The 22402-nt window shown below is 72.1% G+C and carries 21 protein-coding genes; 12 read left to right on the top strand and 9 right to left on the bottom strand.

Going from position 1 to position 22402, the window contains the following annotated elements:
• Positions 1–7 precede the first annotated feature (7 nt).
• The 7 genes from ACZ5Y0_RS06835 to ACZ5Y0_RS06805 all read left to right on the top strand — a co-directional run bounded on the left by ACZ5Y0_RS06835 (position 8) and on the right by ACZ5Y0_RS06805 (position 5690).
• Positions 8–721 (top strand): nucleotidyltransferase family protein, encoded by a 714-nt coding sequence (locus ACZ5Y0_RS06835; protein ID WP_469127555.1) that lies wholly within the window; start codon positions 8–10, stop codon positions 719–721.
• Positions 722–728: 7 nt separating this feature from the next.
• On the top strand, positions 729–1622 hold the full coding sequence (locus tag ACZ5Y0_RS06830) for an NAD-dependent epimerase/dehydratase family protein (RefSeq protein WP_469127554.1): 894 nt from the start codon (positions 729–731) through the stop codon (positions 1620–1622).
• A complete protein-coding gene (locus ACZ5Y0_RS06825; RefSeq protein ID WP_469127553.1) occupies positions 1619–2281 on the top strand; it encodes a spherulation-specific family 4 protein in 663 nt (220 codons plus the stop codon). The genes ACZ5Y0_RS06830 and ACZ5Y0_RS06825 overlap by 4 nt, the downstream gene beginning before the upstream one ends.
• On the top strand, positions 2278–3084 hold the full coding sequence (locus ACZ5Y0_RS06820) for an endo alpha-1,4 polygalactosaminidase (RefSeq protein WP_469127552.1): 807 nt from the start codon (positions 2278–2280) through the stop codon (positions 3082–3084). Before ACZ5Y0_RS06825 ends, ACZ5Y0_RS06820 begins: the two co-directional genes overlap by 4 nt.
• A 343-nt stretch (positions 3085–3427) precedes the next feature.
• Entirely contained in the window at positions 3428–4495 is a 1068-nt protein-coding gene (locus ACZ5Y0_RS06815) for an aromatic ring-hydroxylating dioxygenase subunit alpha (protein ID WP_469127551.1), read from the top strand.
• Complete coding sequence (locus ACZ5Y0_RS06810; RefSeq protein ID WP_469128045.1) at positions 4492–4755, top strand: hypothetical protein; 264 nt, start codon at positions 4492–4494, stop codon at positions 4753–4755. The genes ACZ5Y0_RS06815 and ACZ5Y0_RS06810 overlap by 4 nt, the downstream gene beginning before the upstream one ends.
• Positions 4752–5690 carry a PDR/VanB family oxidoreductase gene (locus ACZ5Y0_RS06805; protein ID WP_469127550.1) on the top strand — a complete coding sequence of 313 codons (939 nt, stop codon included), beginning with the start codon at positions 4752–4754 and terminating at the stop codon, positions 5688–5690. The genes ACZ5Y0_RS06810 and ACZ5Y0_RS06805 overlap by 4 nt, the downstream gene beginning before the upstream one ends.
• A gap of 257 nt (positions 5691–5947) precedes the next feature.
• On the opposite strand, the gene ACZ5Y0_RS06800 is transcribed toward ACZ5Y0_RS06805, so the two are convergent.
• Positions 5948–6613: an MmyB family transcriptional regulator gene (locus tag ACZ5Y0_RS06800; RefSeq protein WP_469127549.1), complete on the bottom strand. Its 666-nt coding sequence runs from the start codon at positions 6611–6613 to the stop codon at positions 5948–5950.
• Between the two features lie 228 nt (positions 6614–6841).
• Between ACZ5Y0_RS06800 and ACZ5Y0_RS06795 the strand changes: the two genes are divergently transcribed.
• From ACZ5Y0_RS06795 to ACZ5Y0_RS06785, 3 genes are all read left to right on the top strand, one after another.
• On the top strand, positions 6842–7492 hold the full coding sequence (locus tag ACZ5Y0_RS06795) for a helix-turn-helix domain-containing protein (protein ID WP_469127548.1): 651 nt from the start codon (positions 6842–6844) through the stop codon (positions 7490–7492).
• Between the two features lie 41 nt (positions 7493–7533).
• Positions 7534–8064: a toxin-antitoxin system, toxin component gene (locus ACZ5Y0_RS06790; protein ID WP_469128017.1), complete on the top strand. Its 531-nt coding sequence runs from the start codon at positions 7534–7536 to the stop codon at positions 8062–8064.
• A gap of 503 nt (positions 8065–8567) precedes the next feature.
• Entirely contained in the window at positions 8568–8807 is a 240-nt protein-coding gene (locus tag ACZ5Y0_RS06785) for a hypothetical protein (RefSeq protein WP_469127547.1), read from the top strand.
• Positions 8808–8867: 60 nt separating this feature from the next.
• On the opposite strand, the gene ACZ5Y0_RS06780 is transcribed toward ACZ5Y0_RS06785, so the two are convergent.
• Together ACZ5Y0_RS06780 and ACZ5Y0_RS06775 are read right to left on the bottom strand one after the other, a co-directional pair.
• Complete coding sequence (locus ACZ5Y0_RS06780; RefSeq protein ID WP_469127546.1) at positions 8868–9557, bottom strand: 4'-phosphopantetheinyl transferase family protein; 690 nt, start codon at positions 9555–9557, stop codon at positions 8868–8870.
• The gene (locus ACZ5Y0_RS06775; RefSeq protein WP_469128016.1) at positions 9554–10414 is read right to left on the bottom strand and encodes a metallophosphoesterase family protein; all 861 of its coding nucleotides are present in this window, start codon (positions 10412–10414) and stop codon (positions 9554–9556) included. The genes ACZ5Y0_RS06780 and ACZ5Y0_RS06775 overlap by 4 nt, the downstream gene beginning before the upstream one ends.
• Positions 10415–10685: 271 nt before the next feature.
• Here ACZ5Y0_RS06775 and ACZ5Y0_RS06770 point away from each other — a divergent pair, with 271 nt between their 5' ends.
• Complete coding sequence (locus ACZ5Y0_RS06770) at positions 10686–11816, top strand: ATP-grasp domain-containing protein (RefSeq protein WP_469127545.1); 1131 nt, start codon at positions 10686–10688, stop codon at positions 11814–11816.
• 651 nt (positions 11817–12467) lie between these two features.
• On the opposite strand, the gene ACZ5Y0_RS06765 is transcribed toward ACZ5Y0_RS06770, so the two are convergent.
• Both ACZ5Y0_RS06765 and ACZ5Y0_RS06760 read right to left on the bottom strand, forming a co-directional pair.
• Positions 12468–15554: an alpha-mannosidase gene (locus ACZ5Y0_RS06765; RefSeq protein WP_469127544.1), complete on the bottom strand. Its 3087-nt coding sequence runs from the start codon at positions 15552–15554 to the stop codon at positions 12468–12470.
• Positions 15555–15619: 65 nt separating this feature from the next.
• Positions 15620–16957, bottom strand: coding sequence for a 6-phospho-beta-glucosidase (locus ACZ5Y0_RS06760; RefSeq protein ID WP_469127543.1), 1338 nt, complete (start codon positions 16955–16957; stop codon positions 15620–15622).
• Between the two features lie 576 nt (positions 16958–17533).
• Here ACZ5Y0_RS06760 and ACZ5Y0_RS06755 point away from each other — a divergent pair.
• Positions 17534–18364 carry a PaaX family transcriptional regulator gene (locus tag ACZ5Y0_RS06755; protein ID WP_469127542.1) on the top strand — a complete coding sequence of 277 codons (831 nt, stop codon included), beginning with the start codon at positions 17534–17536 and terminating at the stop codon, positions 18362–18364.
• A gap of 42 nt (positions 18365–18406) precedes the next feature.
• On the opposite strand, the gene ACZ5Y0_RS06750 is transcribed toward ACZ5Y0_RS06755, so the two are convergent.
• Genes ACZ5Y0_RS06750 through ACZ5Y0_RS06735 form a run of 4 tightly spaced genes read right to left on the bottom strand, consistent with a single transcriptional unit; the run spans position 18407 to position 22322 of the window.
• Positions 18407–18862 (bottom strand): MaoC family dehydratase, encoded by a 456-nt coding sequence (locus ACZ5Y0_RS06750; RefSeq protein ID WP_469127541.1) that lies wholly within the window; start codon positions 18860–18862, stop codon positions 18407–18409.
• 11 nt (positions 18863–18873) lie between these two features.
• The gene (locus tag ACZ5Y0_RS06745; protein ID WP_469127540.1) at positions 18874–20505 is read right to left on the bottom strand and encodes an acyl-CoA synthetase; all 1632 of its coding nucleotides are present in this window, start codon (positions 20503–20505) and stop codon (positions 18874–18876) included.
• A gap of 12 nt (positions 20506–20517) precedes the next feature.
• Positions 20518–21393: an amidohydrolase family protein gene (locus ACZ5Y0_RS06740; protein WP_469128015.1), complete on the bottom strand. Its 876-nt coding sequence runs from the start codon at positions 21391–21393 to the stop codon at positions 20518–20520.
• Positions 21394–21407: 14 nt separating this feature from the next.
• Positions 21408–22322 (bottom strand): SDR family NAD(P)-dependent oxidoreductase, encoded by a 915-nt coding sequence (locus tag ACZ5Y0_RS06735; RefSeq protein ID WP_469127539.1) that lies wholly within the window; start codon positions 22320–22322, stop codon positions 21408–21410.
• Positions 22323–22402 lie beyond the last annotated feature (80 nt).

The raw sequence follows: 22402 nt of genomic DNA, 5'->3' as shown, positions 1-22402 counted from the left end.
GAGCCCCATGCACGCAGTGATCCTCGCGGGAGGCAAGGGCGTCCGGCTGCGGCCGTACACCACCGCGCTGCCCAAGCCGCTCGTCCCCATCGGTGACCAGCACGCCATCCTGGAGATCGTGCTGCGCCAGCTCGCCACGGTTGGGTTCACCAGCTGCACCATCGCCATCGGCCACCTCGGCGAGATCATCCGCGCCTACGTCGGCGACGGCACCCAGTGGGGCCTGGCCGTCGACTACGCCACCGAGGAGAGCCCGCTCGGCACCATGGGCCCGGTGCTGAAACTGCGCGACCGGCTTCCCGAGACGTTCCTGGTGATGAACGGCGACGTCCTGACCGACCTGGACTACGCCGACGTCCTGCTCCGGCACCGCGCGTCGGGGGCGCCGCTGACCATAGCGACGTACGCCCGCAAGGTGAACATCGATTTCGGGGTGCTGACCACCACCGACAGCAAGGTCGTGGCGTTCACCGAGAAGCCGAGCCTGGACTACCGCGTGTCGATGGGCGTCTACGGTCTGACGCGCTCGACGCTGGACGGCTACACGGCCGGACTGCCGCTGGGATTCGACGAGTTGGTCCTGGATCTGCTGAAGGCGGAGAACGCGCCGCACGCCTACGATTTCGACGGGTACTGGCTGGACATCGGCCGTCCCGACGACTACGACCGGGCCAACGCCGAGTTCACCAGCCGCAGGTCACTGCTGCTCAAGGGAGCCTGAGCACCACATGCGCATTCTCGTCCTCGGCCACACCGGCTACCTGGGCACCCACGTCGCCGAGCGACTGCGGGCCCTGCCGGGCACGCACGTCCTCGGCGGCGGGCGTTCACCCGCCGCCGAGTTCTCCCTCGACCTCGCCACCGTCCGCCCGGAGCACCTGGCGAAGACCCTGGTCTCGGCCGCGCCCGACACCGTCGTCAACTGCGCGGGCGCGACCGGCGGCGACGCCGTGACCCTCGCGGAGGTCAACGCCCGCGGCCCCGCCGTCCTGTGCGCGGCGCTGCGCTCGGCGGCGCCGGCGGCCCGCCTGGTCCACCTCGGCTCGGCCGCCGAATACGGTCCCGGCGCCGTGGACACCCTGGTGACGGAGTCGGCGGCCACCAGTCCGGCCGGCCCGTACGGCGCCACCAAGCTCGCGGGGACGGCCGCGGTGACCGCGTCGGGGCTGGACGCGGTGGTGCTGCGGGTGGGCAATCCGGTGGGGCCGGGGGCGCCCGCCTCGGGGCTGCCGGGCCGGATCGCCGGTCTGCTGCGGGCGGCGGGAGCGGACCCGGAGGCGGTGCTGCGCCTCGGCGACCTGTCGGCCTGCCGCGACTTCGTGGACGTACGCGATGTGGCGCGGGCCGTGGCGCTGGCGGTGACGGCGCCCGGTCCGCTGCCGCCCGTCCTCAACATCGGTGGCGGGCGGGCGGTCCCGGTGCGAGAGCTGGTGCGGCGTCTGGTGCGGCTCGCCGGGTTCACGGGGCGGGTCGAGGAGAACGCGGCGGGCTCGGCCCGATCCGCTCACGTGTCCTGGCAGTGCTCGGACATCGGCGCCGCCGCGCGGGCCCTCGACTGGCGCCCTTCCCACTCCCTGGACGACGCCCTCGCCGCGCTGTGGGGAGGCGACCGTACACCGTGAGCCTGCTGATCCCGCTGTACGTCCATCCGGCCGAGGACCCGGGCGCCTGGCACCGCCTGATCACGTGCGCCCCCGACACCTACGGCGTCGTCCTCAACCCGGCGAACGGGCCGGGCCACCACCCCGACCCCGCGTACGCGGCGGCGGCCTCGGCGCTGCGGGCGGCGGGGGCGCGGCTGCTGGGATACGTGGACACCGATTACGGGACACGGGACGGCGCGGAGGTCGCCGACGAGGTGCGCCGGCACCGGGAGTGGTACGCGGCCGACGGCTGTTTCCTGGACCGGGTGACGGCGGCCCCGGACGGTCTGCCCGCGTGCCGCCGGCTGGTCCGGGCGGCGCGGCGGTCGGGCGCGGCGACGGTCGTGCTGAACCCCGGGGTCCACCCGGCGGCCGGTTACGTCCGGCTGGCCGACCTGACCGTCACCTTCGAGGGTCACTGGTCGACGTACGTCTCGGCGTTCAGCAGACCGGCGTGGACCGCCCGGCAGGCGCCCGAGCGGCTGTGCCACCTGGTGTACGGGGTGCCGGAGGCGCTGGTGCCGCTCGCCGTGCGCACCGCGCACGAGCGCGGGGCAGCGGTCTGCGGCCCCGTCACCGGCGAACTTCCCAATCCCTGGGCCGCGTTGAGCCCGGCTTTGGACGGAGCCCGGCCTTGAGGCGGGTGGTGGCGGCCCTGTCGGCACTGACCGCCGTGCTGGTGGCGGCGCTGAGCGGCTGCTCCGGGGACGGGCGGACCGGCGACCCGACCCCGACGGCGAGGCCCCGTTGGCAGCCGCGTCCGGGCCTGGCCTGGCAGTGGCAGCTCGACGGGAAGGTCGTCCCGTCGGCCGACGTGCCCGTCTACGACATCGACGGCTTCGAGAACTCCGCGGCCGACGTGGCCGGGCTGCACCGGGACGGCCGCAAGGTCATCTGTTACCTCAATGTCGGCGCCTGGGAGAGCTTCCGGCCCGACAGGGACGCCTTCCCGCGCGCGGTGCTCGGCAAGCCCAACGGCTGGGCGGGCGAGCGGTGGCTGGACATCCGGCGGCTCTCCGTGCTGCGCCCGCTGATGGAGAAGCGTTTCGACATGTGCCGCGACAAGGGCTTCGACGCGGTGGAACCCGACCTGATGGAGGGCTACGGCAACGAGACCGGGTTCCCGCTCACCGCCGGCGACCAGCTCCGCTACAACCGCATGATCGCCGAACTGGCCCACGACCGGGGCCTGTCGGTGGGGCTGAAGAACGACCTCCCCCAGATCCCCGAGCTGGTCGGCGACTTCGACTTCGCGGTCAACGAGGAGTGCGCCCAGTACGACGAGTGCGGCCGCCTCGCCCCGTTCGTGGCGGCGGACAAGGCGGTCTTCCACGTGGAGTACACCGAGCCGGCCGGGGAGTTCTGCCCCGAGTCCCGCAGGCTGCGCCTGTCGTCGATGCTGAAGAAGCCGGACCTCGGGGTGTGGCGCAGGCCCTGTTGAGAGTGCCCGGACCCGTCGTCGTGGCATCGGGCTCCCGGACGGCGGCGCGGTCCGGCCCCGCCGAACCGCTCGCACCCGAACCGCTCGCGCCGCGGGCGCCCGGGCCGTTCGAGCCGCACGTGGGGAGCCGCGCCGACCATGGGGACGGGTAGGACGCGGACGACGGGCCCGGTGCTTCCCGCGCACCGGGCCCGTCGCGTGACGCACCTCCGGTCACACGATGCCGAGCAAGGCCTTCCGTCTGGCAGAAGTCGCCTTGCCGGGCCACCGCGGGCGCGGCGACGCTGAGTTCCGACCACGGCAGGCGGGGCGACGGCGCCCCGCCGACAGGGACGGGAACGCCATGCCTCACATGACCGCCTTCGCCAGGAACCAGTGGTACGTCGCCGCCTACCGCCACGAGGTCGGGCGCGCGGCGTTGCTCGGCCGCACGGTCCTCGGGGAACCGCTCGTCCTGTACCGGACGGAAGGGGACGGGACGCCGGTCGCACTGCACGACCGCTGTGTGCACCGTCGTTTCCCGCTCTCCGAGAGCCGCCTCGACGGCGACCGGATCGTATGCGGGTACCACGGCTTCACCTACGACACGTCCGGCACCTGCGTGTACGTGCCGGGGCAGAGACGCGTTCCGCGCACCGCGCGCGTCGCCTCCTACCCGGTCGTCGAGCAGGACTCCCTGGTGTGGGTGTGGATCGGCGACCCGGCACTCGCCGACCCGCGGACCGTCCCGCGCGCCCGCCACCTCGACTCCCCCGGCTGGACCACCGTCCGCGGCATGGAGCCGATCGACGCCGACTACGGGCTGCTGGTCGACAACCTCCTGGACCTGTCCCACGAGACATATCTGCACGGCGGTCACATCGGCACACCCGAGGTCGCGGAGACGCCGATCACCACCGAGGTGGACGAGGGCGCGGGCATCGTGCGGGTGAGCCGGCACATGGACGACGCCGAGTGCCCGCCGTTCTACGCCCGTTCGACCGGCACAGAGGGCCGGGTCACGCGCTGGCAGGACATCGAGTACCACGCGCCCTGCCTCTATCTGCTGCACAGCCGCATCGCCCCGGTCGGGGTACTGCCGGAGGCCGACGGCACCGACCCGAACGGCTTCCACACCGAGATCACCTACGCCATCACGCCCTCCTCGGACGGCAGGGTGTACGACTTCTGGATGGTCTCGCGGGACTGGGCGACGGACGACGACCAGGTCACGGAGTTCCTGCGGGACAACAACCACACGGTCGTCATGCAGGACGTCGACGCACTCGACCTCCTCCAGCGCACGCTCGGTTCGGAGCGGTCGGGTTACCAGGAGCTGAGCATCAACATCGACACCGGCGGCCTCGCCGCCCGCCGGATCCTCGCCCGTCTGGTCGAGCAGGGGGACAAGCCCATGGAGAGGGTCCGGTGAGCAGCCCGACCGGCGAGGTCTACCGCATCGACTGGCTGCCAGGTACCGACGTCCTGCACGGCACCTGTCACTGCGGGGCCGAGCACACCGCCGAGGACCCGGTGCGGATGTGGGAGTGGATGCTCGGCCACCCCGAAGACCACCGGCCGCGAGAAGGCGGCGGCGTCGCCGCGGTCCCGCGCGCCGGCGGCGACACAGGGCACGACGGGAACGACGGGCACGCCGGCGACACCGACGGAGACAACGGAAGCGACGCATGACCACGGTCCACGAAACACACCTCGTCGTCGACGGTATGCGGTCCGCGGCCGACGGTGTACGGGCTCTCACCCTGCGCCACCCGCTGGGCGAGGTCCTGCCCGCCTGGGAACCCGGCGCGCACATCGACCTCCTTCTCGGTCCGGGCCTGGAGCGCCAGTACTCGCTGTGCGGCGACCCGGCGGACCGTTCCGTCTGGCGGGTCGCGGTCCTGCGGGAGCCGCAGGGGCGCGGCGGATCCGCTCATGTGCACGAGCGGTTGGGGCCGGGCGACACGGTGCGGGTGCGCGGCCCGCGCAACCACTTCGCGCTGCGGCCCGCTCCCCGCTACCGCTTCGTCGCGGGCGGCATCGGGATCACCCCGATCCTCCCGATGCTCGCGGCGGCCGAGGCGGCGGGCGCCGAATGGAGCCTCCTGTACGGCGGCCGCTCCCGCGCCTCGATGGCGTTCACCGAGGAACTGGCACGGTACGGCGACCGGGTCACCCTCGCCCCGCAGGACGAGGCCGGGCTGCTCGACCTCGGCTCCGTGCTGGACGCGCTGCCCGAGGGAACCCTGGTGTACTGCTGCGGCCCGGCTCCGCTCCTCGACGCGGTCGAGGCGCGTTGTCCGTCCGGTGCGCTGCACGTCGAGCGGTTCCGGCCCCGGGAGCCACCGGGCGGTGGGGAGGGCGAGTTCGAAGTCGAGCTGGCCCGCAGCGGCCGTACGCTGACCGTCGCACCGGACGTCTCCGTGCTGGAGACCGTTCGCGCCGCCGGAGTCGAGGTGCTGTTCTCCTGCACCGAGGGGACCTGCGGCACCTGTGAGACCGACGTCCTCGACGGCGCTCCGGACCACCGGGACTCCGTGCTCACCGAAGAGGAGCGGGAGGCCGGGGAGACGATGATGATCTGCGTCTCCCGCTGCCGGGGGACGCGGCTCGTGCTGGATCTGTGAGAGACGGTACTGCGAGTCGCGGGGGCCGAGGAGCACGGGAGCCGAGGAACGTGGAGGTGAGGAACGCGGAAGCCGGCGAGTCCGCCCAGCTGTGCACACCGGATCCAGGCGGCCGAGCACGGCGCCCCGCCGCAGGACACCCGGGTGAGGACGGGGAAGACGAACGGGACAGCGGGACGCGGGGACGGTGGTGAGGACGGAGCCGCCGTCCCGTTGACCCGGGCGCCGTCGGCGACCTGAACGCCGACGGTGCCCGGTCAGACCTCGGGGGCGGGGACCACGCTGAGGTGTCCCGCGGTGCGGCGCGGACGCCGTACGCCGCGCGGTGCCGGCGTGGGTGCCTCGCGCAGCACCATCGTCAGCCGCGTGTACCCCATCTCGCGCAGGGTCCGCGGAGCCTCGCCGACGATACGGCACTCGGTGGCGGCCCGGCGCGGGTCCGGGTGGAGCAGGGTACGGACCGCCCCGTCGTGTTCGACGGCGTCCTCGCCCATCGCGCGCACCCAGTGCGGCAGGCCCTGCCGGTAGGCGGCCTCCATGAGCGGGTCCTGGGCGATCTCGCGGCGGATCGCCTGGAGGACGGGATCGTGGCCGTGCCGTTCGAGGGTCGCGGCGAACCGGGCGAGCATCGGCAGGCACCAGCCGGCCTCGTGGTCGCCGAGGACCGAGGACGCGTCCGGGTGGAACAGGACGAACCGGAGGAAGTTGTCGTCCGGCAGGGCCGTCGGATGCGGACTCACGTCCCGGAAGAGTGACGCGAAAGCGGGATTGGCGAGAACCACGTCCCAGCGGTGGTCGAGCACGACGGAAGGGAAGGGCACGGCCTCCAGGTACGTGGCGTAGTCCCGTAGATAGGACTGGGCCTCGGGACTCTCGGGGACGGGCCGCGGTACCGACCGCTGCCCACCTGCCTGATACGCCATCGGGAGGTCACCCCTCTTGCCTCTGCGGCCTTCTCGCGGCTTGCCGATCCTGCTGCCCGGCGCGCGGCGTGTCAACTATCGTGGCATTCACCACTCGTTGACGGCTGAAATTGGCCACAGTTGTGGCGAGACCTGGATGTGAGTTCGAAAGACCGGTTAGTCTCCGGGCAGTTCACGGCGATCGCGTGTGCCCGTGAGAGGCTCGTGAGAGACGTAGGAGACCTGTCGGTGACGGATGGCTTCGAAGTTCCGGGCGCCACGGCGACGGTGCTGCTGTCCGCCGTCGTCGCCCGTGTCACCGCTCTCGCCGACCGGCTCGGCGTGCCGCACGCGGAAGTCTTCGGCACCGGGCGGCTGTCCGTCGCCTCCGGGGTCCCCGAGTCCGTGGTCAAGGCCCTCCTGAGCGGGCGACCGGCGGGTGAGCCGGATGTGCAGGCCCGGTTCCTGCAACGCCTGGACCTGCTGCGCCGCACCAGACTCAAGCCCAACGGCCGCAGATACACCCAGCAGGAGATCGCCGACGGCGCCGGAATGTCGCGGCAGCAGGCGGGCGCCCTCATCAACGGCGACCGCCGCCCCACCATGGAGCATTGCGACGCCCTCCAGCGCTTCTTCCGCGTGCACGCCGGCTTCCTCACGGCCGAGGACCCCGAGGCACTGGCGGGCGCCCTCCAGCACATCGAGCAGGAACTGCTCCAGAAACTCGCGGCCCGGGAGGCGGCCGCGGCGGTCGAGGACCCGCTGGAGCGGCTGCTCCAGGACCACGGAGTGCGCGGGATCGCGTGGCGGGCAGCCCAACTGCCCACCGACCAGCACCGCGACAAGGTCGCCGAGTGGCTGGACATGCTCCTGGAGAGCGTGAAGCGGCCCGAATCGTGATCCGGGGGAGAACTGGGAGAGCTGTGGGCATCGCCAAGGACATGCGCCGTCTGTGCGGCGAACTGGTCGCGGAACTGACCCTCCCCGCTCCCGCCGCCCCGGCCGACCTGTACACGGCCCTGTGTGACGGCATGAGCCGCCGCCGCGGCCGTCCGGTCACCTTCCGTACGGCCGCGTTCCCGACCGGTACCGCCAGCGGCCTGTGGCTCGACATGGCCGACCAGGACCTCGTCGTGATCGAGGAACGCACGGCGCCCGACCACCAGTTGGTGATCCTCGGCCATGAGCTGTGGCACATGCAGGCGGGTCACTGCGGCCACCACGTGGAGGGCGCCGCGGTCGCGGCCCGGCTCCTCCACGACGGCGCGGACCTGGAGGCGACGGTCCGCAAGGTCGCCGCGCGCACCCGGTTCGACCAGGCCGAGGAGCGGGACGCCGAGAGCTTCGGCCTGCTCCTCGCCAGCAAGTGCCGTACCTGGCTCGCCGGTTCGTCGCCACGCGGGCGGCGCGATCACCTGGCGGGCCGGATCGAGGCGGCCCTGGGGTACCTGGGGCCGCAGGGCCGGGCGTGACCCACCGGCCGGCACAGGTCATGTCAGGTCAGGTGGCGCTGTGCTCGCCGGCTTCTTCGAGGCCGCGCTCCCCGGTGGCGGGTGACGCGCCCGCGCCGGTGGACCAGGACCGGCGCGGGGCCTTTCCCCGGCCCTCCGGAAGGCGTCGCCTCGGCAGCCGTGCAGGGCGCGGTCATGCGCCTGGAGTTCGCCGTCGCCGGCCCGGCGCGGCCGTGAGGGCCGCGCCGCGGGGCGGTGCCGCGGGGGGTGTCGACCAGCCGTTCGCCTCCCCTCCCCCTGACCCGCCGGACCCCGACGGTCGGTCGAAAAGCCTTTTTCCAGGGCAGGAAGGTTTTTTCAGCAGGGCATTCGGGGCGGTTTCGCCTCCGCTGAGCGGGCGAACCGCAGGCCGGCAAAGCCGGATTGTCAGTGGTGGGCGGCAAGCTGGAGGATGCGCCGCCGTACGGGGGCGTGCGCGCCGCCGGGCGCGTGGGAGACGACGCCGACACGGGGAGAGCCGACCGATGCCCACTGCCGTACTGACCGACCGCGAGCGCACCGCCGTGCAGGCCTACCTGCGGCTGCTGCACACCGTCCGCGCGGCGTTCGGGGACGACGCCGGCGATCCACCTTACGACCGGCTGCCGCCGGTGGTGCCGCCCGGCGTCCTCGCCGAGGCGGAGCAGGCCCTGGCGGCCGCGGGACTCGCGGGCAACGAGGAGGAGTTCTTCCGGCTGCTGCACAACTGGTTCCCGGACCGCTGACGGCGGGCCGGACCGGTGCCGGGCCCCGGCACGCGGACGGCGGCGACCGGGGCGGCGGAGCTATCCGTGCGGGACGGTGATCGCCGTCGCCACCAGCCCCCGCCCCACGGTCCAGCCGCCCTCGAAGTGTCCGAGGCGGTAGCCGCCGACCACCGGTCCCGGGACGAGGAGGCGGGCCCGCAGGGTGCCCTGCGAGGCGCCCGCGGGGCCGGCGTCGATCTCGATGTCGGCCTCGCTGAAGTCCAGCCACTTCCGGGTGAGGGGGAACCACGCCTTGTAGACGGACTCCTTGGCGCTGAACAGCAGCCGGTCCCAGTGCACCTCGGGCCGGTCCGCGGCCAGCCGGCGCAGCCGTTCACGCTCCGCCGGCAGGGAGACGGCGGACAGCACGCCCTCGGGGAGCGGCTGGTGCGGTTCGGCGTCGATCCCGAGCGAGGCCAGGTCGGCGGCCCGGACCAGGGCGGCCGCGGCGTAGCCGTCGCAGTGGGTCATGCTGCCGGCCAGCCCGGCCGGCCACATCGGGGCGCCGCGTTCGCCGGGCAGCACGGCCTGCGGCGGCACACCGAACTTCTCCATGGCGCGCCGGGCGCAGGAGCGTACGAGGGTGAACTCGCGGCGCCGTTTGGCGACGGCCCGCGCCACCAGCGCCTCCTCCTCCGGGTAGAGCGGCCCGTCGCCGAACTCGCGGACGCCGTCCTCGCCGTGCGCCTCCACGGCGACCACCGTCTCCGGAAGCAGCTCCTCGATCACGCGCTCTCGTCCTTCCAGGGCAGGATGCGGCGCAGCCGGCCCGGCGGCTGCGGGCGTTTGCGCCACTCTCGGGGGTAGCCCACCGACACCTCCTCGAAGCGGACGCCCTCGTGCCAGGTGGTCCTCGGGATGTGGAGGTGCCCGTAGACCATGGCCGCGACCCGGAAGCGGTGGTGCCAGTCGGCTGTCAGCCGGGTGCCGCACCACATGGCGAACTCGGGGTACCACAGGACGTCGGTGGGGTGCCGGTCCAGCGGATAGTGGTTGACGAGGACGGTGGGGAGGTCCGCCGGGAGGGCGGCGAGCCGGCGCTCGGTCGCGGCGACGCGGGCCCGGCACCAGTCCTCACGGGTCGGGTAGGGATCGGGGTGCAGCAGGTACTCGTCGTTGCACACGACGCCCGTCCCGTGGGCGTACCGAAGCCCCTCCTCCTTGGTGGCGCAGCCGGCCGGCAGGAACGAGTAGTCGTACAGCAAAAACAGCGGGGCGACCGCGACGGGGCCGCCGGGACCGTCCCAGACGGGGTAGGGGTCCTCGGGGGTGGTCACCCCCAGCTCGCGGCACATCTCGACGAGGTGCTCGTAACGGGCGACGCCACGCAGGGTGACGGTGTCCTTGGGGTGGGTCCACAGTTCGTGGTTTCCGGGGGCCCAGACGACCTTGCGGAAACGACTCGCGAGGGTTTTCAGCGTCCAGTGGATGTCGGCCACGTTCTCCGAGACGTCACCGGCGACCAGCAGCCAGTCCTCGTCGGTCTCCGGGACCATGCGCTCGACGAGGGCCCGGTTCTCGGGATAGCCGATGTGCAGATCGCTGATGGCCAGTAGCTGCCCGGCTCCACCGGCCGTCGACGTCACGCTCTGCTCCCGTTCCCCGACTCTCACCGTCACCGCACGCTCGAACGACACGGCGGCCCTCCCATCCTTACCCGCGCTCGCGTCCCGTACGAACATGATCGGAAGATCCGTGACAGTGGCGTTGCACGCGGCACCTCCGGGAGGCCGTATGATCGCCCCAACACCACCGCCCCGACCTCCCTTCGCGCAGGGCGGTTTGGTGTCCCTCCAATCCCCCCTGCCCGGGCCGGGCCTGCTTCGCCCTGCCCGCGAACCGTGAAAGGCGGCCCGCATGGTCTCTCGCGTACGCGTCTGGCTCAACCGCACGTACGCGGAGAACGTGTTCTTCATGGATCAGCTGCGGCGGAATCCGAGCGACCGGGCCGTGGACATCCACGCCACGCACGGTGACGTCGACTCGCCCGTCCTGGCCGCCGCCGACACCGCCGACCTGGAGCCGGAGGGCCTGTCCCCGGCCGGGTACGTCGAGTACGCCCTCGACCAGTGCCGGCGCCGCGGCATCGACGTGTTCGTGCCCCGGCTGCACCAGGCGGCGATCGTGGCGCACCGCGCGGACTTCGCCGCGGCCGGTACGGCGCTGCTGGCCCCGCCGCCCGAGGCAGTCGCGGTCTTCCACGACAAGGTGATCGCCTACGAGGCGGTCCAGGCGATCGGCGTGCCCGTGCCCCCGTGGCGGCGGGTCCGGTCGGCGGACGAACTCGTCGCGGCCGTGGAGGAGTTGGAGGCCGACGGCCACACAGCGTGCTTCAAGCCGGCGTCGGGAGCGGGCGGAGTGGGCTTCCGGATGATCACGCGCGCTCCTTTCTCGCTGTCGCAGCTCAGCGGTTTCCCGACGCCCTACGTCCAGCTGGACATGGTCGTCGAGGCGTTGGAGCAGGCCGCGGAGCAGGTGGACTGGCTGGTGATGCCCCGGCTTGAGCAGCCGGAGGTGTCGGTGGACTGTCTGACCGGCCCGGACAACCGGATCCGGCTGTCCATCGGCCGCACGAAGAACGGCCGCCGCCGGGGTTTCACCCTCCAGGAGCAGTGGCTGGAGCCGGCCCGGCTGATCGCCGAGGGGTTCGGGCTGCACTACCTGTCCAACATCCAGTTCCGCATGTTCGGTGGCGTGCCGGTCCTGATGGACGTCAACACGCGTCCGGCCGGCGGGCTGCACCAGCTGTCCCTGTGCGGGGTCAACGCCCCGTGGGCGGCGGTGCAGCTGGCCCTCGGCGAGGACCCCGGCGAGATCGTTCCGCCGTTCCTCGGGCAGGACTACGCGGTGGTGTCGGGGCTGCGCCAGCTGCGCCCGCTGTCGCTCCCGCAGCCACGGCCGGAGGAGACGGAGCCCCTGCTGCCGGCCGTGCCCGCCCCGGCCGACTCCGTCGAGGTGGGCCAGGCGGCGCAGGCACTGCCCCTGTAGGCCTCACCGGTACGGGCCGATTCCGCCGACCACCTCGACCGCGGGGTCGGCCCGAAGCCACTCGGGTTGCGCATCCCAGCACCTGTCCGCACGCCCGACGTGACCCATGTCGGCGACCGGGCGGACAGCCGGCACCTCGCCCGGCTCGCCTGCCGGCCCGTCAACCGCGGCCGTCCGCGAACCGGCGGCGGAGCGACCGGCAACCGCTCCGGGATCAACGCAGCACCTGGCGGTTCACCTCCGTCACAGCCGGCTTCAGCGGCCGAACCCGCCCCGAGACGCCCGAGGTCCCCCGGACGGAAAGTCCGGGAAACTTTTCTCTCCCAGGGTGTATCAGGATCCGGGGTGCGCGCTCTTAACGGTGTAACACCGAAGGCCCACGGAGGACCACGGGGGACGACGGGGGTCATGGGGGCCTTCGTGGGAGCAGGAAGGCACGACGAGCACCACCGCACAGGGACCGACGGGGGAAACCGGGGACCGACGGGGGGTCCCCGGGGCAACGGGGGATCGGGCCGGCCGGCCGCTGTCACGGGGAGCGGCCGGCCGGCCCGAGCACGCCGGCACTCCCCGGCCGGCAGTCCGCACGCCGCCGTTCCCGACGCCCCGCGGGCCACCGTCCGACGAGCCGGGTCGGCGACTCGTGGCGGATCAGCGCGGCGAGTTCCTCGACACGCCATCGCTGCTGCTGGTGCGACCCAGACGGAGTGTCAGGATCTGGAAGGGCCGCAGTCGCACGAGGACGCCGCTCTCGCCGTCGGTGACGGCCGGCTCCAGCGGTCGCTCCAACAGGTCCGTGACATGGGCGCCGGCCAGCGGGAAGCCGGTGCGCAGGGTGCCGGTGGCCCGCCCGCCGCGCGACTCGTAGAGCCGGACGACGACATCGCCGGACGTGTCGTCGGCCAGCTTGACCGCCTCGACGGTGATGCCCTCGCCGTCGACGGAGACGACCGGGGCGGGCGCGCTCACCGCCTCGGCCATCCGCAGCGGCAGATTGAGGGCGTAGCCCTCCGCGACCGCGTCGCCGATCGTGGCGCCCGGGAGCAGGGAGTAGGTGAATCTGTGCTTGCCCTGGTCGGCCCCGGGGTCCGGGATCCGCGGGGCGCGCACCAGGCTGAGGGCGACCGTGGTCGTCGTACCGCCGTCCTCGCGGACCGTGCGGGAGACGTCGTGGCCGTAGGTCGAGTCGTTGAGGACCGCGACGCCGTAGCCGGGTTCGCCGATGTGCACCCAGCGGTGGCCGCAGACCTCGAAGCGGGCCGCCTCCCAGCTGGTGTTGGTGTGCGTGGGCCGCTGGACGTGGCCGAACTGGATCTCCGCGGAGGAGTACGCCGCCCGGACGTCCACCGGGAAGCCCGCCTTGAGGATCTTCTCGGCCTCGTGCCAGTCGATCTCGGTCTCGAAGTCGACACGGGGGCTGCCGGCGCGCAGCGTGATGGTCTGGGTGATGGTCGAGCCCTTGCCGAAGGCACGGATCACTCGGATCGAACCGACCAGCACGTCCCGCTCGACGACGGTCATGGACTCGACGTCCAGGAGCTCCGCGTACCGATTCTTGTAGTGCTTGTCGATGTCCCATGCGTCCCAGTAGTTGGGCAGGTCCGTGTGGAGGCGGAGCAGGTTCCCCTTGCCTGCGAGGACTTCGCGCTGGAAGCGCCGGTCGAAGACCGAGGCCACGGTGCCGTCCTCGGCCAGCTCCACGCGGACCAGGCCGTTGTCCAGGACGCGGTCCTCCACGACCACGATGTCGCCCGGCTGGTCGTTGGAGACGGGGGCGCTTCCGTTCGCCGGTACCCTCACGAAACCGATCCGGCCCTCACGGTCACGCACCACCTCGCGCCGCTCGAACGGGCTGGTGTTGAAGAACCGGGTCTCCCCGGGGCCTCCGCCCACCGCGGCCACCGCCGCCGCCGTCAGCGCCTCCAACTCCTCGGCGACGCGGGCGTACTCGGCCTCCGCCTCGCGGTGCACCCAGGCGATCGAGGAGCCCGGCAGGATGTCGTGGAACTGGTGCAGCAGGACCGTCTTCCACAGCCGGTCGAGCTTCTCGTACGGGTACACGTAGCCCGGCGCGTGCAGTGCCGCCGTCGTGGCCCACAACTCCGCCTCGCGGAGCCTGTGTTCGCTGCGCCGGTTGCCCTGCTTGGTGCGGGCCTGGGAGGTGTAGGTGGCTCGGTGCAGCTCCAGGTACAGCTCGCCGTTCCACACCGGTGCGTCCGGGTACTCGGCGCGGGCCTTGGCGAAGAAGTCGTCGGGGTGCTCGATGACGACCTTGGGCGAACCCTCCAGGTCGGCGAGGCGGCGGGCGCGTTCCATGATCTCGCGGGTGGGGCCGCCACCGCCGTCCCCCCAGCCGAAGGGCGCCAGCGAGCGGGTACCGGCGCCCTTCTCGGCGTAGTTGCGGACGGCGCGGTCCATCTCCTCACCGCTGAAGCGGGCGTTGTAGGTGTCGATCGGCGGGAAGTGGGTGAAGATGCGGGTGCCGTCGATGCCCTCCCACCAGAAGGTGTGGTGGGGGAACTTGTTCGTCTGGTTCCAGGAGATCTTCTGGGTGAGGAACCAGTCGTTGCCGGCGAGCTTGGCGAGCTGCGGGTAGGCCGCGTTGTAGCCGAAGGAGTCCGGGAGCCAGACCCCCTTGGTCTCGATGCCGAAGTGCTCGATGAAGAACCGCTTGCCGTGGACCAGTTGGCGGGCGATGGCCTCACCGCCGGGCAGGTTGCCGTCCGACTCGACCCACATGCCGCCGACCGGCGCCCACTGCCCTTTCTTCACCGACTCCTGGATGCGCGCCCACACCTTGGGGTGATTGTCGCGCACCCACTCGTACTGCTGGGCCTGGGAGCAGGCGAAGATGAAGTCGTCGTACTCGTCGGCCAGAGCGGTGACGTTGGAGAAGGTGCGGGACGTCTTGCGTTTGGTCTCGCGGACGGGCCACAGCCAGGCGGAGTCGATGTGTGCGTGGCCGACGCCCGAGACGGTGTGGGCGCTGGCGTGGGCGGGCCTGGCCAGGACGGGGGCGAGGAGGTCGCGGACGCCGGCGGCGCTGCCCGAGATGTCGTCCAGGTCGACGGCGTCCATGGCGCGGTCGAGGGCATGTGCGATCTCGTGCCGCCGCGGCTCGTGCTCGCCGAGGTGGACCATGAGTTCGCGCAGGACCTGGAGGTCGAGGTCGAGGTGGAAGACCTGCTCGTCCAGGACGGAGATGTCGGCGTGCCGGAATGTATACAGTGGACGGTCGCCTGCCGTCAGAACATCGCCGAGCGGCGTGGGGGCCGCGAAGCCGTTCGCCAGGATGTCGGGATTGGAAGCCGCCTCGACCAGGTAGTCGATCACCTCGCCGCCGGTCGCCGGGCGGCCTATCGGCACGTACCGGTTGAGGGGGTTGACCGCCTTCAGCGGGGTGCCGTCGGTCAGGTGCACCAGGGCCTCGGCCTGGTTGCCGGGCCAGCCGCCGACGAAGCCCAGATCGATGACCGCCTCGACCCGCTTGCCGGCCCACTCGGCGGGCACCCGGCCACGCATCCGGAACCAGGTGGTCCCCCAGGGCGGACCCCAAGGCGTGTCCATCGCGAAGGGCTCGTACGGCGCGGCCGCGGCCTCCGCGAAGGAGACGGGTTCGCCCGGTGCCTGCCAGGCCTCCACCTCCAGGGGCACGGTGGCCGAGTAGACGGCGGGCTTGATGCGCTGGGTGTGGATGCGCTCGACGCGCTCCTCGATCCGGCGGCGTTCGTCGTGCATGGAAAGTCTCCAGGAAACCCGGGAAGGCGGACTGCTGGAACCTACGGGAAAAAGAGGGAAAGCGCTTACCCGAGATAGGCCAGGCCGGGATGCACGGCGGTATAGCCCGCCACGAGCCTGCGGGCCACGTTCACCGAGTCGACGAGCGGGTGCAGGGCGAAGGCCTTCACCGCGCTCGCCCGCGAGCCGGACTCGGCGGCGGCCAGCACCTCCCGCTCGACCCCCTTCACCGCGCAGACCAGGCCGGTCGCGTGCTCGGGCAGCGGGGCCACCGCCACGGGATGGGCGCCGTTGGCGTCGACGAGGCAGGGCACCTCGACTACCGCGTCCGTGTCGAGCACCGAGAGGGTGCCCCGGTTGCGGACGTTGAGGATCAGGGTGGTGCGTTCGTCGCGGGCGATGGCCCTCATCAGGGCGAGGGCCACCTTCTCGTAGCCGCCGGAGAGGTCGTCGGCGTCACGTTCGCCGGCGCCGGCCGTCTCCCGGTTCTCGGCCATGTAGGTCGCCTCGCGCTCGGCGCGGGTGCGGTCCCAGGCCGCCAGCGCCGCCGCGTCCGGCCGGCGCATCTCCTCGTAGAACCGTGCCTGCTGATCGCGCAGGAAGGCGCCGCGGGTCTTCTCGGCCTGCTGGTAGGCGCGCACGGCCTCGCGGTTGAAGTAGTAGTAGTGCAGGTACTCGTTGGGGATCGCGCCGAGCGACCGCAGCCAGTCGACTCCGAACAGCTTGCCCTCCTCGAAGGAGCCGAGCAGGTCGGGGTCGGCGAGCAGCCGCGGGAGTTCGTCGCGGCCGGCGACCCGCAGGCCACGTACCCAGCCGAGGTGGTTGAGGCCGACGTAGTCGATGAACGCCTCGTGCGGGTGCGCGCCGAGGACGCGCGCGATACGGCGGCCGAGGCCGACCGGTGAGTCGCAGATGCCGATGACGCGGTCGCCGAGGTGGCGGGCCATGGCCTCGGTGACCAGGCCGGCCGGGTTGGTGAAGTTGATGACCCAGGCGTCCGGTGCGAGGCGGGCCACCCGCCGGGCGATGTCGACCGCGACGGGTACCGTGCGCAGACCGTAGGCGATGCCGCCGGCGCCTACCGTCTCCTGGCCGAGGACACCCTCCGCCAGAGCCACCCGTTCGTCGTTCGCCCGGCCCTCCAGGCCGCCGACGCGGATCGCGGAGAAGACGAAGTCGGCGCCTCGCAGGGCCTCGTCCAGATCGGTCGTCGCGGTCACGCTGGGGGCGTCGGCCACCGTCGACGCCTGTTCCGCCAGTACTCGGGCCACCGCATACAGTCGGCTGTCGTCCAGGTCGTGCAGCACGACCTCGGTGACCCGCCCCTCCGCGTGGTCCGTCAACAGCGCCCCGTACACGAGCGGCACCCGGAACCCGCCGCCGCCCAGAATCGTCAGTCTCACGCTTGTACCCTTCCTGCCGGGACCACCTCGACGGCCGCCTCCTCGAGTGCGACCGACCGCGCCGGACCGTGGCGGCGCTCACGCCCGACCGCTCGGCGAGATCGGTCACGGCCGCGGGAGCACCGGAGCGCCTGGCCCGCGGGATGAGTCGTTGTCGTCCTTGTGCCGGCACGACGCGAACACTACTCGTCACCTTCTCGTCGGGTATCGGCCGATCCCGCCGAGCGAGGGGCACAGCTTCCGGGCACCCGGACGAACGGTTCCGCGAACCACCGATCCGTGTGCCGAACCCGTCGGGGTCGCTCGGGTCACCCGGCGAAGCGACGCCCCGCCCGGAGGCGAGGACGTTCCCGTCGACGACGCCCGGCCCGACGTGCTGCTGGCCGGGCTCCTCCTCCACGACCCCGTTCTCACCGGCCCGGACGGGCCGCCCACACCGGGCGGGGAGACCGGGACAACCGAGCCGCGGCCGCCGGTGGCCGGGCCGCCGCCGGCCGGGACGCCGGATCGCCCGGGCCCGATTCCGCCGGGACGGTGGGTTCCTGGCCGGAACCCGACCGGAGGTACCGTGACCGCGTGACCACCGAAGAGTCGCTGCGACCGCAGTCCCTGATGCTCACCTTCCTGGGCGACCAGGTGCTCGGACGTGACGTGTGCGTCTACTCGGGCAGTGTGATCGAGGTCTTCGGACGCGCCGGCGTGGGCGAACAGGCGACCCGCTCGACACTGACCCGCATGGTGCACCGGGGTCTGCTGCGTCGGCAGCGGGAGGGCCGGCGCATGTACTTCGGCCTCACCGAGCACTCCGCGGAGGTGCTGCGCGACGGCGAGCGGCGGGTGTGGCAGACCGGCGCCGTGAACCGGCACTGGAACGGCACCTGGACCCTGCTCGGTTTCTCCCTGCCGGAGTCCTGGCAGCGCCAGCGTCACGACCTGCGCGCGAAACTCGCCTGGAGCGGTTTCGGCCCGTTGTTCGGCGGGCTGTGGATCGCGCCGGGCGACGTCGACGTGTCCGCCCTGGTCGCCGAACTCGGACTCGCCTCCCATGTGAAGGTGTTCCGTGCGAACGCCGACGCCGGCACGGACATCGGCGCGATGATCGAGGAGACCTGGGGACTCCCCGAACTCGCCGACCGCTACAGGGCGTTCCGACGGCGCTGGCAGCCCTGGGAGACGGCGGCGCCGGACCCCGACGACGCCCTGGCCCGCCGGCTGCTCCTACAGACCGAGTGGCTGCGGACCATCCGCAGCGACCCGCGTCTGCCCGTGCAGCATCTGCCGGACGACTGGCCCGCCGAGCAGGCGGAGAAGACCTTCCGGAGCGTCCACGAACGGCTGTCCCCGCTCGCGGACGCCTCGGTTGAGCGCCTGCTCGACCTGGTGCCGGTGCGCCCCGATCCGGCGTAGAGCCGGCCGGGCGGCGGCGCGCAGCGGCCGGGCCGGGACCGGTCAGGCGTAGAACCGCGACAGGCTCTGGAGCACCGCGGCCGGCTTCGGACCGCCCTCGATCTCGATCGCGCCGTCGACGGCGATCTGCACCCCGCCCGGCACCTCAGCCACCTCGGTGAGCCGGGCGGTCAGCCGAACGCGGGAGCCGACCTTCACCGGCGCGGGGAACCGGACCCTGTTCAGGCCGTAGTTGACCTTCGTGGTGACGCCCTGGACGTCCAGCAGCTCGGTGAACAGCGGGATGAACAGGGACAGGGTGAGGTAGCCGTGCGCGATGGGGGCGCCGAAGGGGCCGTCCTCGGCGCGCTCCGGATCCACGTGGATCCACTGGTGGTCGCCGGTGGCGTCGGCGAAGGTGTCGATGCGCTCCTGGGTGACCTCGATCCACTCGCCGGTGCCTAGATCGCTGCCGGCCAGCTTCTTCAGCTCGTCGAGGCCGTTCACGGTGAGGCTCATGCAGCCGTCCTTCATCGCTGGGAGTTGTCGCCGAAGCGCTTGCGCACCCGCGACTTGAGGAGCTTGCCGGAGGCGGTGCGCGGGAGTTCGTCCGCGATGACCACCGACTTCGGGATCTTGTACTTGGCGAGCCGGCCGGCGAGCGAGGCCAGTACCTCGTCGGGGTCCGGCGAGGCGCCCTCTCGGGCCACGACCACCGCCCGCGGCACCTCGCCCCACTTGTCGTCGGGCACACCGATGACCGCGCACTCGACGATGTCGGGGTGGGCGAGAAGCAGATCCTCGATCTCGGCGGGGTAGACGTTCTCGCCGCCGGAAATGATCATGTCCTTCATACGGTCGACGATGTACACGTAACCGTCTTCGTCGACGCGCGCCACGTCCCCGCTGCGGAACCAGCCGTCGGCGAAGGAGGCGGCCGTCTCCTCGGGCAGCCCCCAGTAGCCGGGCATGACGTGCGGGCCGCGCACCACCAACTCACCCGTCTCGTCGGCCCGGACGGGCGCCAGGTCGGGCCGGACCACCCGTACGTCGCTGAAGAAGTGCGGGACGCCGGCCGAGCCGGCCTTGGAGACGGCGTGTTCGGCGTCCAGGAACAGGGTGCCGGGGGCGGCCTCGGTCATCCCGTAGCCCTGGAGGAAGGTCAGTCCGCGCTCCTGGTAGGCGGCGATCAGCGGAGTGGGGACCGGGGAGCCGCCACAGGTGAGGATGCGCAGGGAGGACAGGTCGGCGTCCGGCCAGCGCGGGTGCCGGGCGATCTGGTCGAACATCGTCGGCACCCCGAACATGAAGGTGATCCGGTGGCGTTCGACGAGGTCGAAGGTGATGTCGGGGTCGAAGGACTCCGCCAGGACACAGGTGCCGCCCTTGAGCAGAACCGGCAGAGTGAGCATGTTCAGGCCGGCCGTGTGGAACAACGGCGCGCAGACCAGAGCCCGTTCGTCGGCGATCAGGTCGGTGTCGACGAGGACGTTGAGCGCGTTCCAGGTGAGGTTGCCGTGGGTGAGCATCGCGCCCTTGGGGCGGCCGGTGGTGCCTGAGGTGTACATGATGACGCAGGGGTCGTCGGCGCCGACCGGCTCGTCGATCGGATCCTCCGCGGCGGACGCCAGGGCCTCCTCGTACTCGGCACCGACCTCCAGGTAGGTCCGGACGTCGGTGCTGCCGGGCAGCCCTGCCACCAGGCCCGCGAACGCCGGACCGTGGACCAGTGCCCTCGCCCCGGAGTCGGTGAGCTGATAGGCGATCTCGGGGCCGGCCAGGCGGATGTTGAGCGGCACGAAGACGGCGCCGAGGGTACCGGAGGCGAACAGGGTCTCCAGGTACGAGGGGTGGTTCGGGCCGAGGTAGGCGATCCGGTCGCCGCGGCGGACGCCCCGCGCACGCAGGGCGTGGGCCAGACGCGTGGTGCGTGTATGCAATGTGCGGTAGTCGGTCGACCGATAGTCGATCGACAGCGCATCGTGGGCCGTGGACAGGCCAGTGTGGGTCGTAGACCGTTCACCGTGGACCGTCGACGGGCCACCGTGGGCGGCGGACCGCTCACCGCATGCCGTCGACAGGTCGCCGTGGACCAGGGCCGTGCGGTGCGGGGTCTTGCGGGCCCGGCGTGCGGGCCAGGATCCCAGTCCCTCGTTGCGCATCTCCACGCCCCTTCACGGTGTGGTCAGCCCGAGCAGCCGGGCGGCGTTCTCCTTGAGGATCTTCGGCTTCACCTCGTCCCTGATCGTCAGCTTGTCGAAGTCGGCGAGCCAGCGGTCCGGGGTCAGGACGGGGAAGTCGGAGCCGAAGAGGACCTTGTCCTTCAGCAGCGTGTTGGCGTACTGCACGAGTTGCGGCGGGAAGTACTTCGGCGACCAGCCGGACAGGTCGATGTGCACGCCCGGCTTGTGCGTGGCGACGGCGAGGGCCTCGTCCTGCCAGGGGAACGACGGATGCGCCAGGATGATCTTCAGATGCGGGAAGTCGGCGGCGACGTCGTCGACATGCAGCGGGTTCGAGTACTTCAGCCGGATGCCGCCCCCGCCGGGCACGCCGGCACCGATACCGGTCTGGCCGGTGTGGAACAGGGCGATGGTCCCGGTCTCCTCGATCACCTCGTAGAGGGCGTACGCCACGGCCCGGTCATTGGGGAAGAAGCCCTGGATGCTGGGGTGGAACTTGAAGCCCTTCACCCCGTACTCCTCGACCAGGCGCCGGGCCTGCCGCACACCCGCCTTCCCCCGGAAGGGGTCGATGGAGGCGAAGGGGATGAGGACGTCGGCGTTCACGGCGGCCGCCTCGGCGACCTCCTCGTTGGGGACGGGGGCGGTGCCGGTCGCGGACTCGGCGTCGACGGTGAAGATCACCGCGGCCATCCTCCGCTCGCGGTAGTAGGCGGCCGTCTCCTGGAGGGTCGGCTTCCGGTTGCCCTCGACCTTGAAGTAGGCGGAGGAGGCGCCGTGCAGCTCGTCGTCCAGGGAGGAGTGGCCTCGGGAGGACACCTCCGCGTGGGTGTGGACGTCGATCGCGACGAGGTCCTCGACGATCATGGAGGGAGCCGTCATCACGCCTCCGGGAACTGGGGTGCCGGGATGCCGACGGTCTGGAGTTGCGCGCCGACCGAGGTCGGGAAGGCGTCGGCCAGGCCGTCCGGGGTCCAGCCGCCGTCGGCGTACGCCGTGCGGATCTCCTGCGGATGCGACCAGAGTGCCACCTTGTCGCCGCCGATGCCGATGACCTGTCCGGTGACCGAGCGGGCGGCCTCGGAGGCGAGGAAGGGGACGAGGGCCGCGCAGTCCTCGGGGGTGCCGAAGCCCTCGCCCCGGCGGAGGAAGGCGGGCAGCGCCTCGCCGCGCTTCATGGCCTCGACGTAGGGGGCGAACGCGGGGATGGTCTCGGTCATCGCGGTGGCGGCGACCGGGACGATCGCGTTGACGGTGATGTCCGCGCGGCCCAGCTCCATGGACCAGGTGCGGGCCATGGCGGCGATGCCGGCCTTGGCCGCGGCGTAGTTGGTCTGGCCGAAGTTGCCGCGCTGGCCGGCCGGGGAGCCCACCAGGACCAGCGTGCCGCCCTCGCCCTGCTCGCGCAGCCGTACGGCGGCGGCGCGGGCGCAGGTGAAGGTGCCCCTGAGATGGGTGGTGATCACCGCGTCGAACTCGTCGTCGGTCATCTTCCACAGCACCCTGTCGCGCAGGATGCCCGCGTTGGCGACCAGGACGTCGAGCCGCCCGAACTCCTCCACGGCGCGGTTCACCAGCCGGTCGGCGGCCTCGGAGGTGCCGACGGCGACCACCTCGGCGACGGCGGTGCCGCCCGCCTCGGTGATGGACTTCACGGCCTGCTCGGCGACCGCCTCGTCGACATCGTTGACGACCACGCGGGCGCCGTGGGCGGCGAGGGCATGGGCGTAGGCGAGACCGAGGCCCCGGCCGCTGCCGGTGACGACGGCGACCCTGCCGGTGAGATCGATGGGCACGACGGTGTCCCTTCACATGGGGCGGCCGCAGCGCGCAGGGGATGCGGCCGCACGCGGTGGTGGCGCGACTTCGAGATCGA

Source organism: Streptomyces sp. NPDC033216 (assembly GCF_055577115.1).
This window is presented reverse-complemented; position numbering and strand designations above follow the sequence as displayed.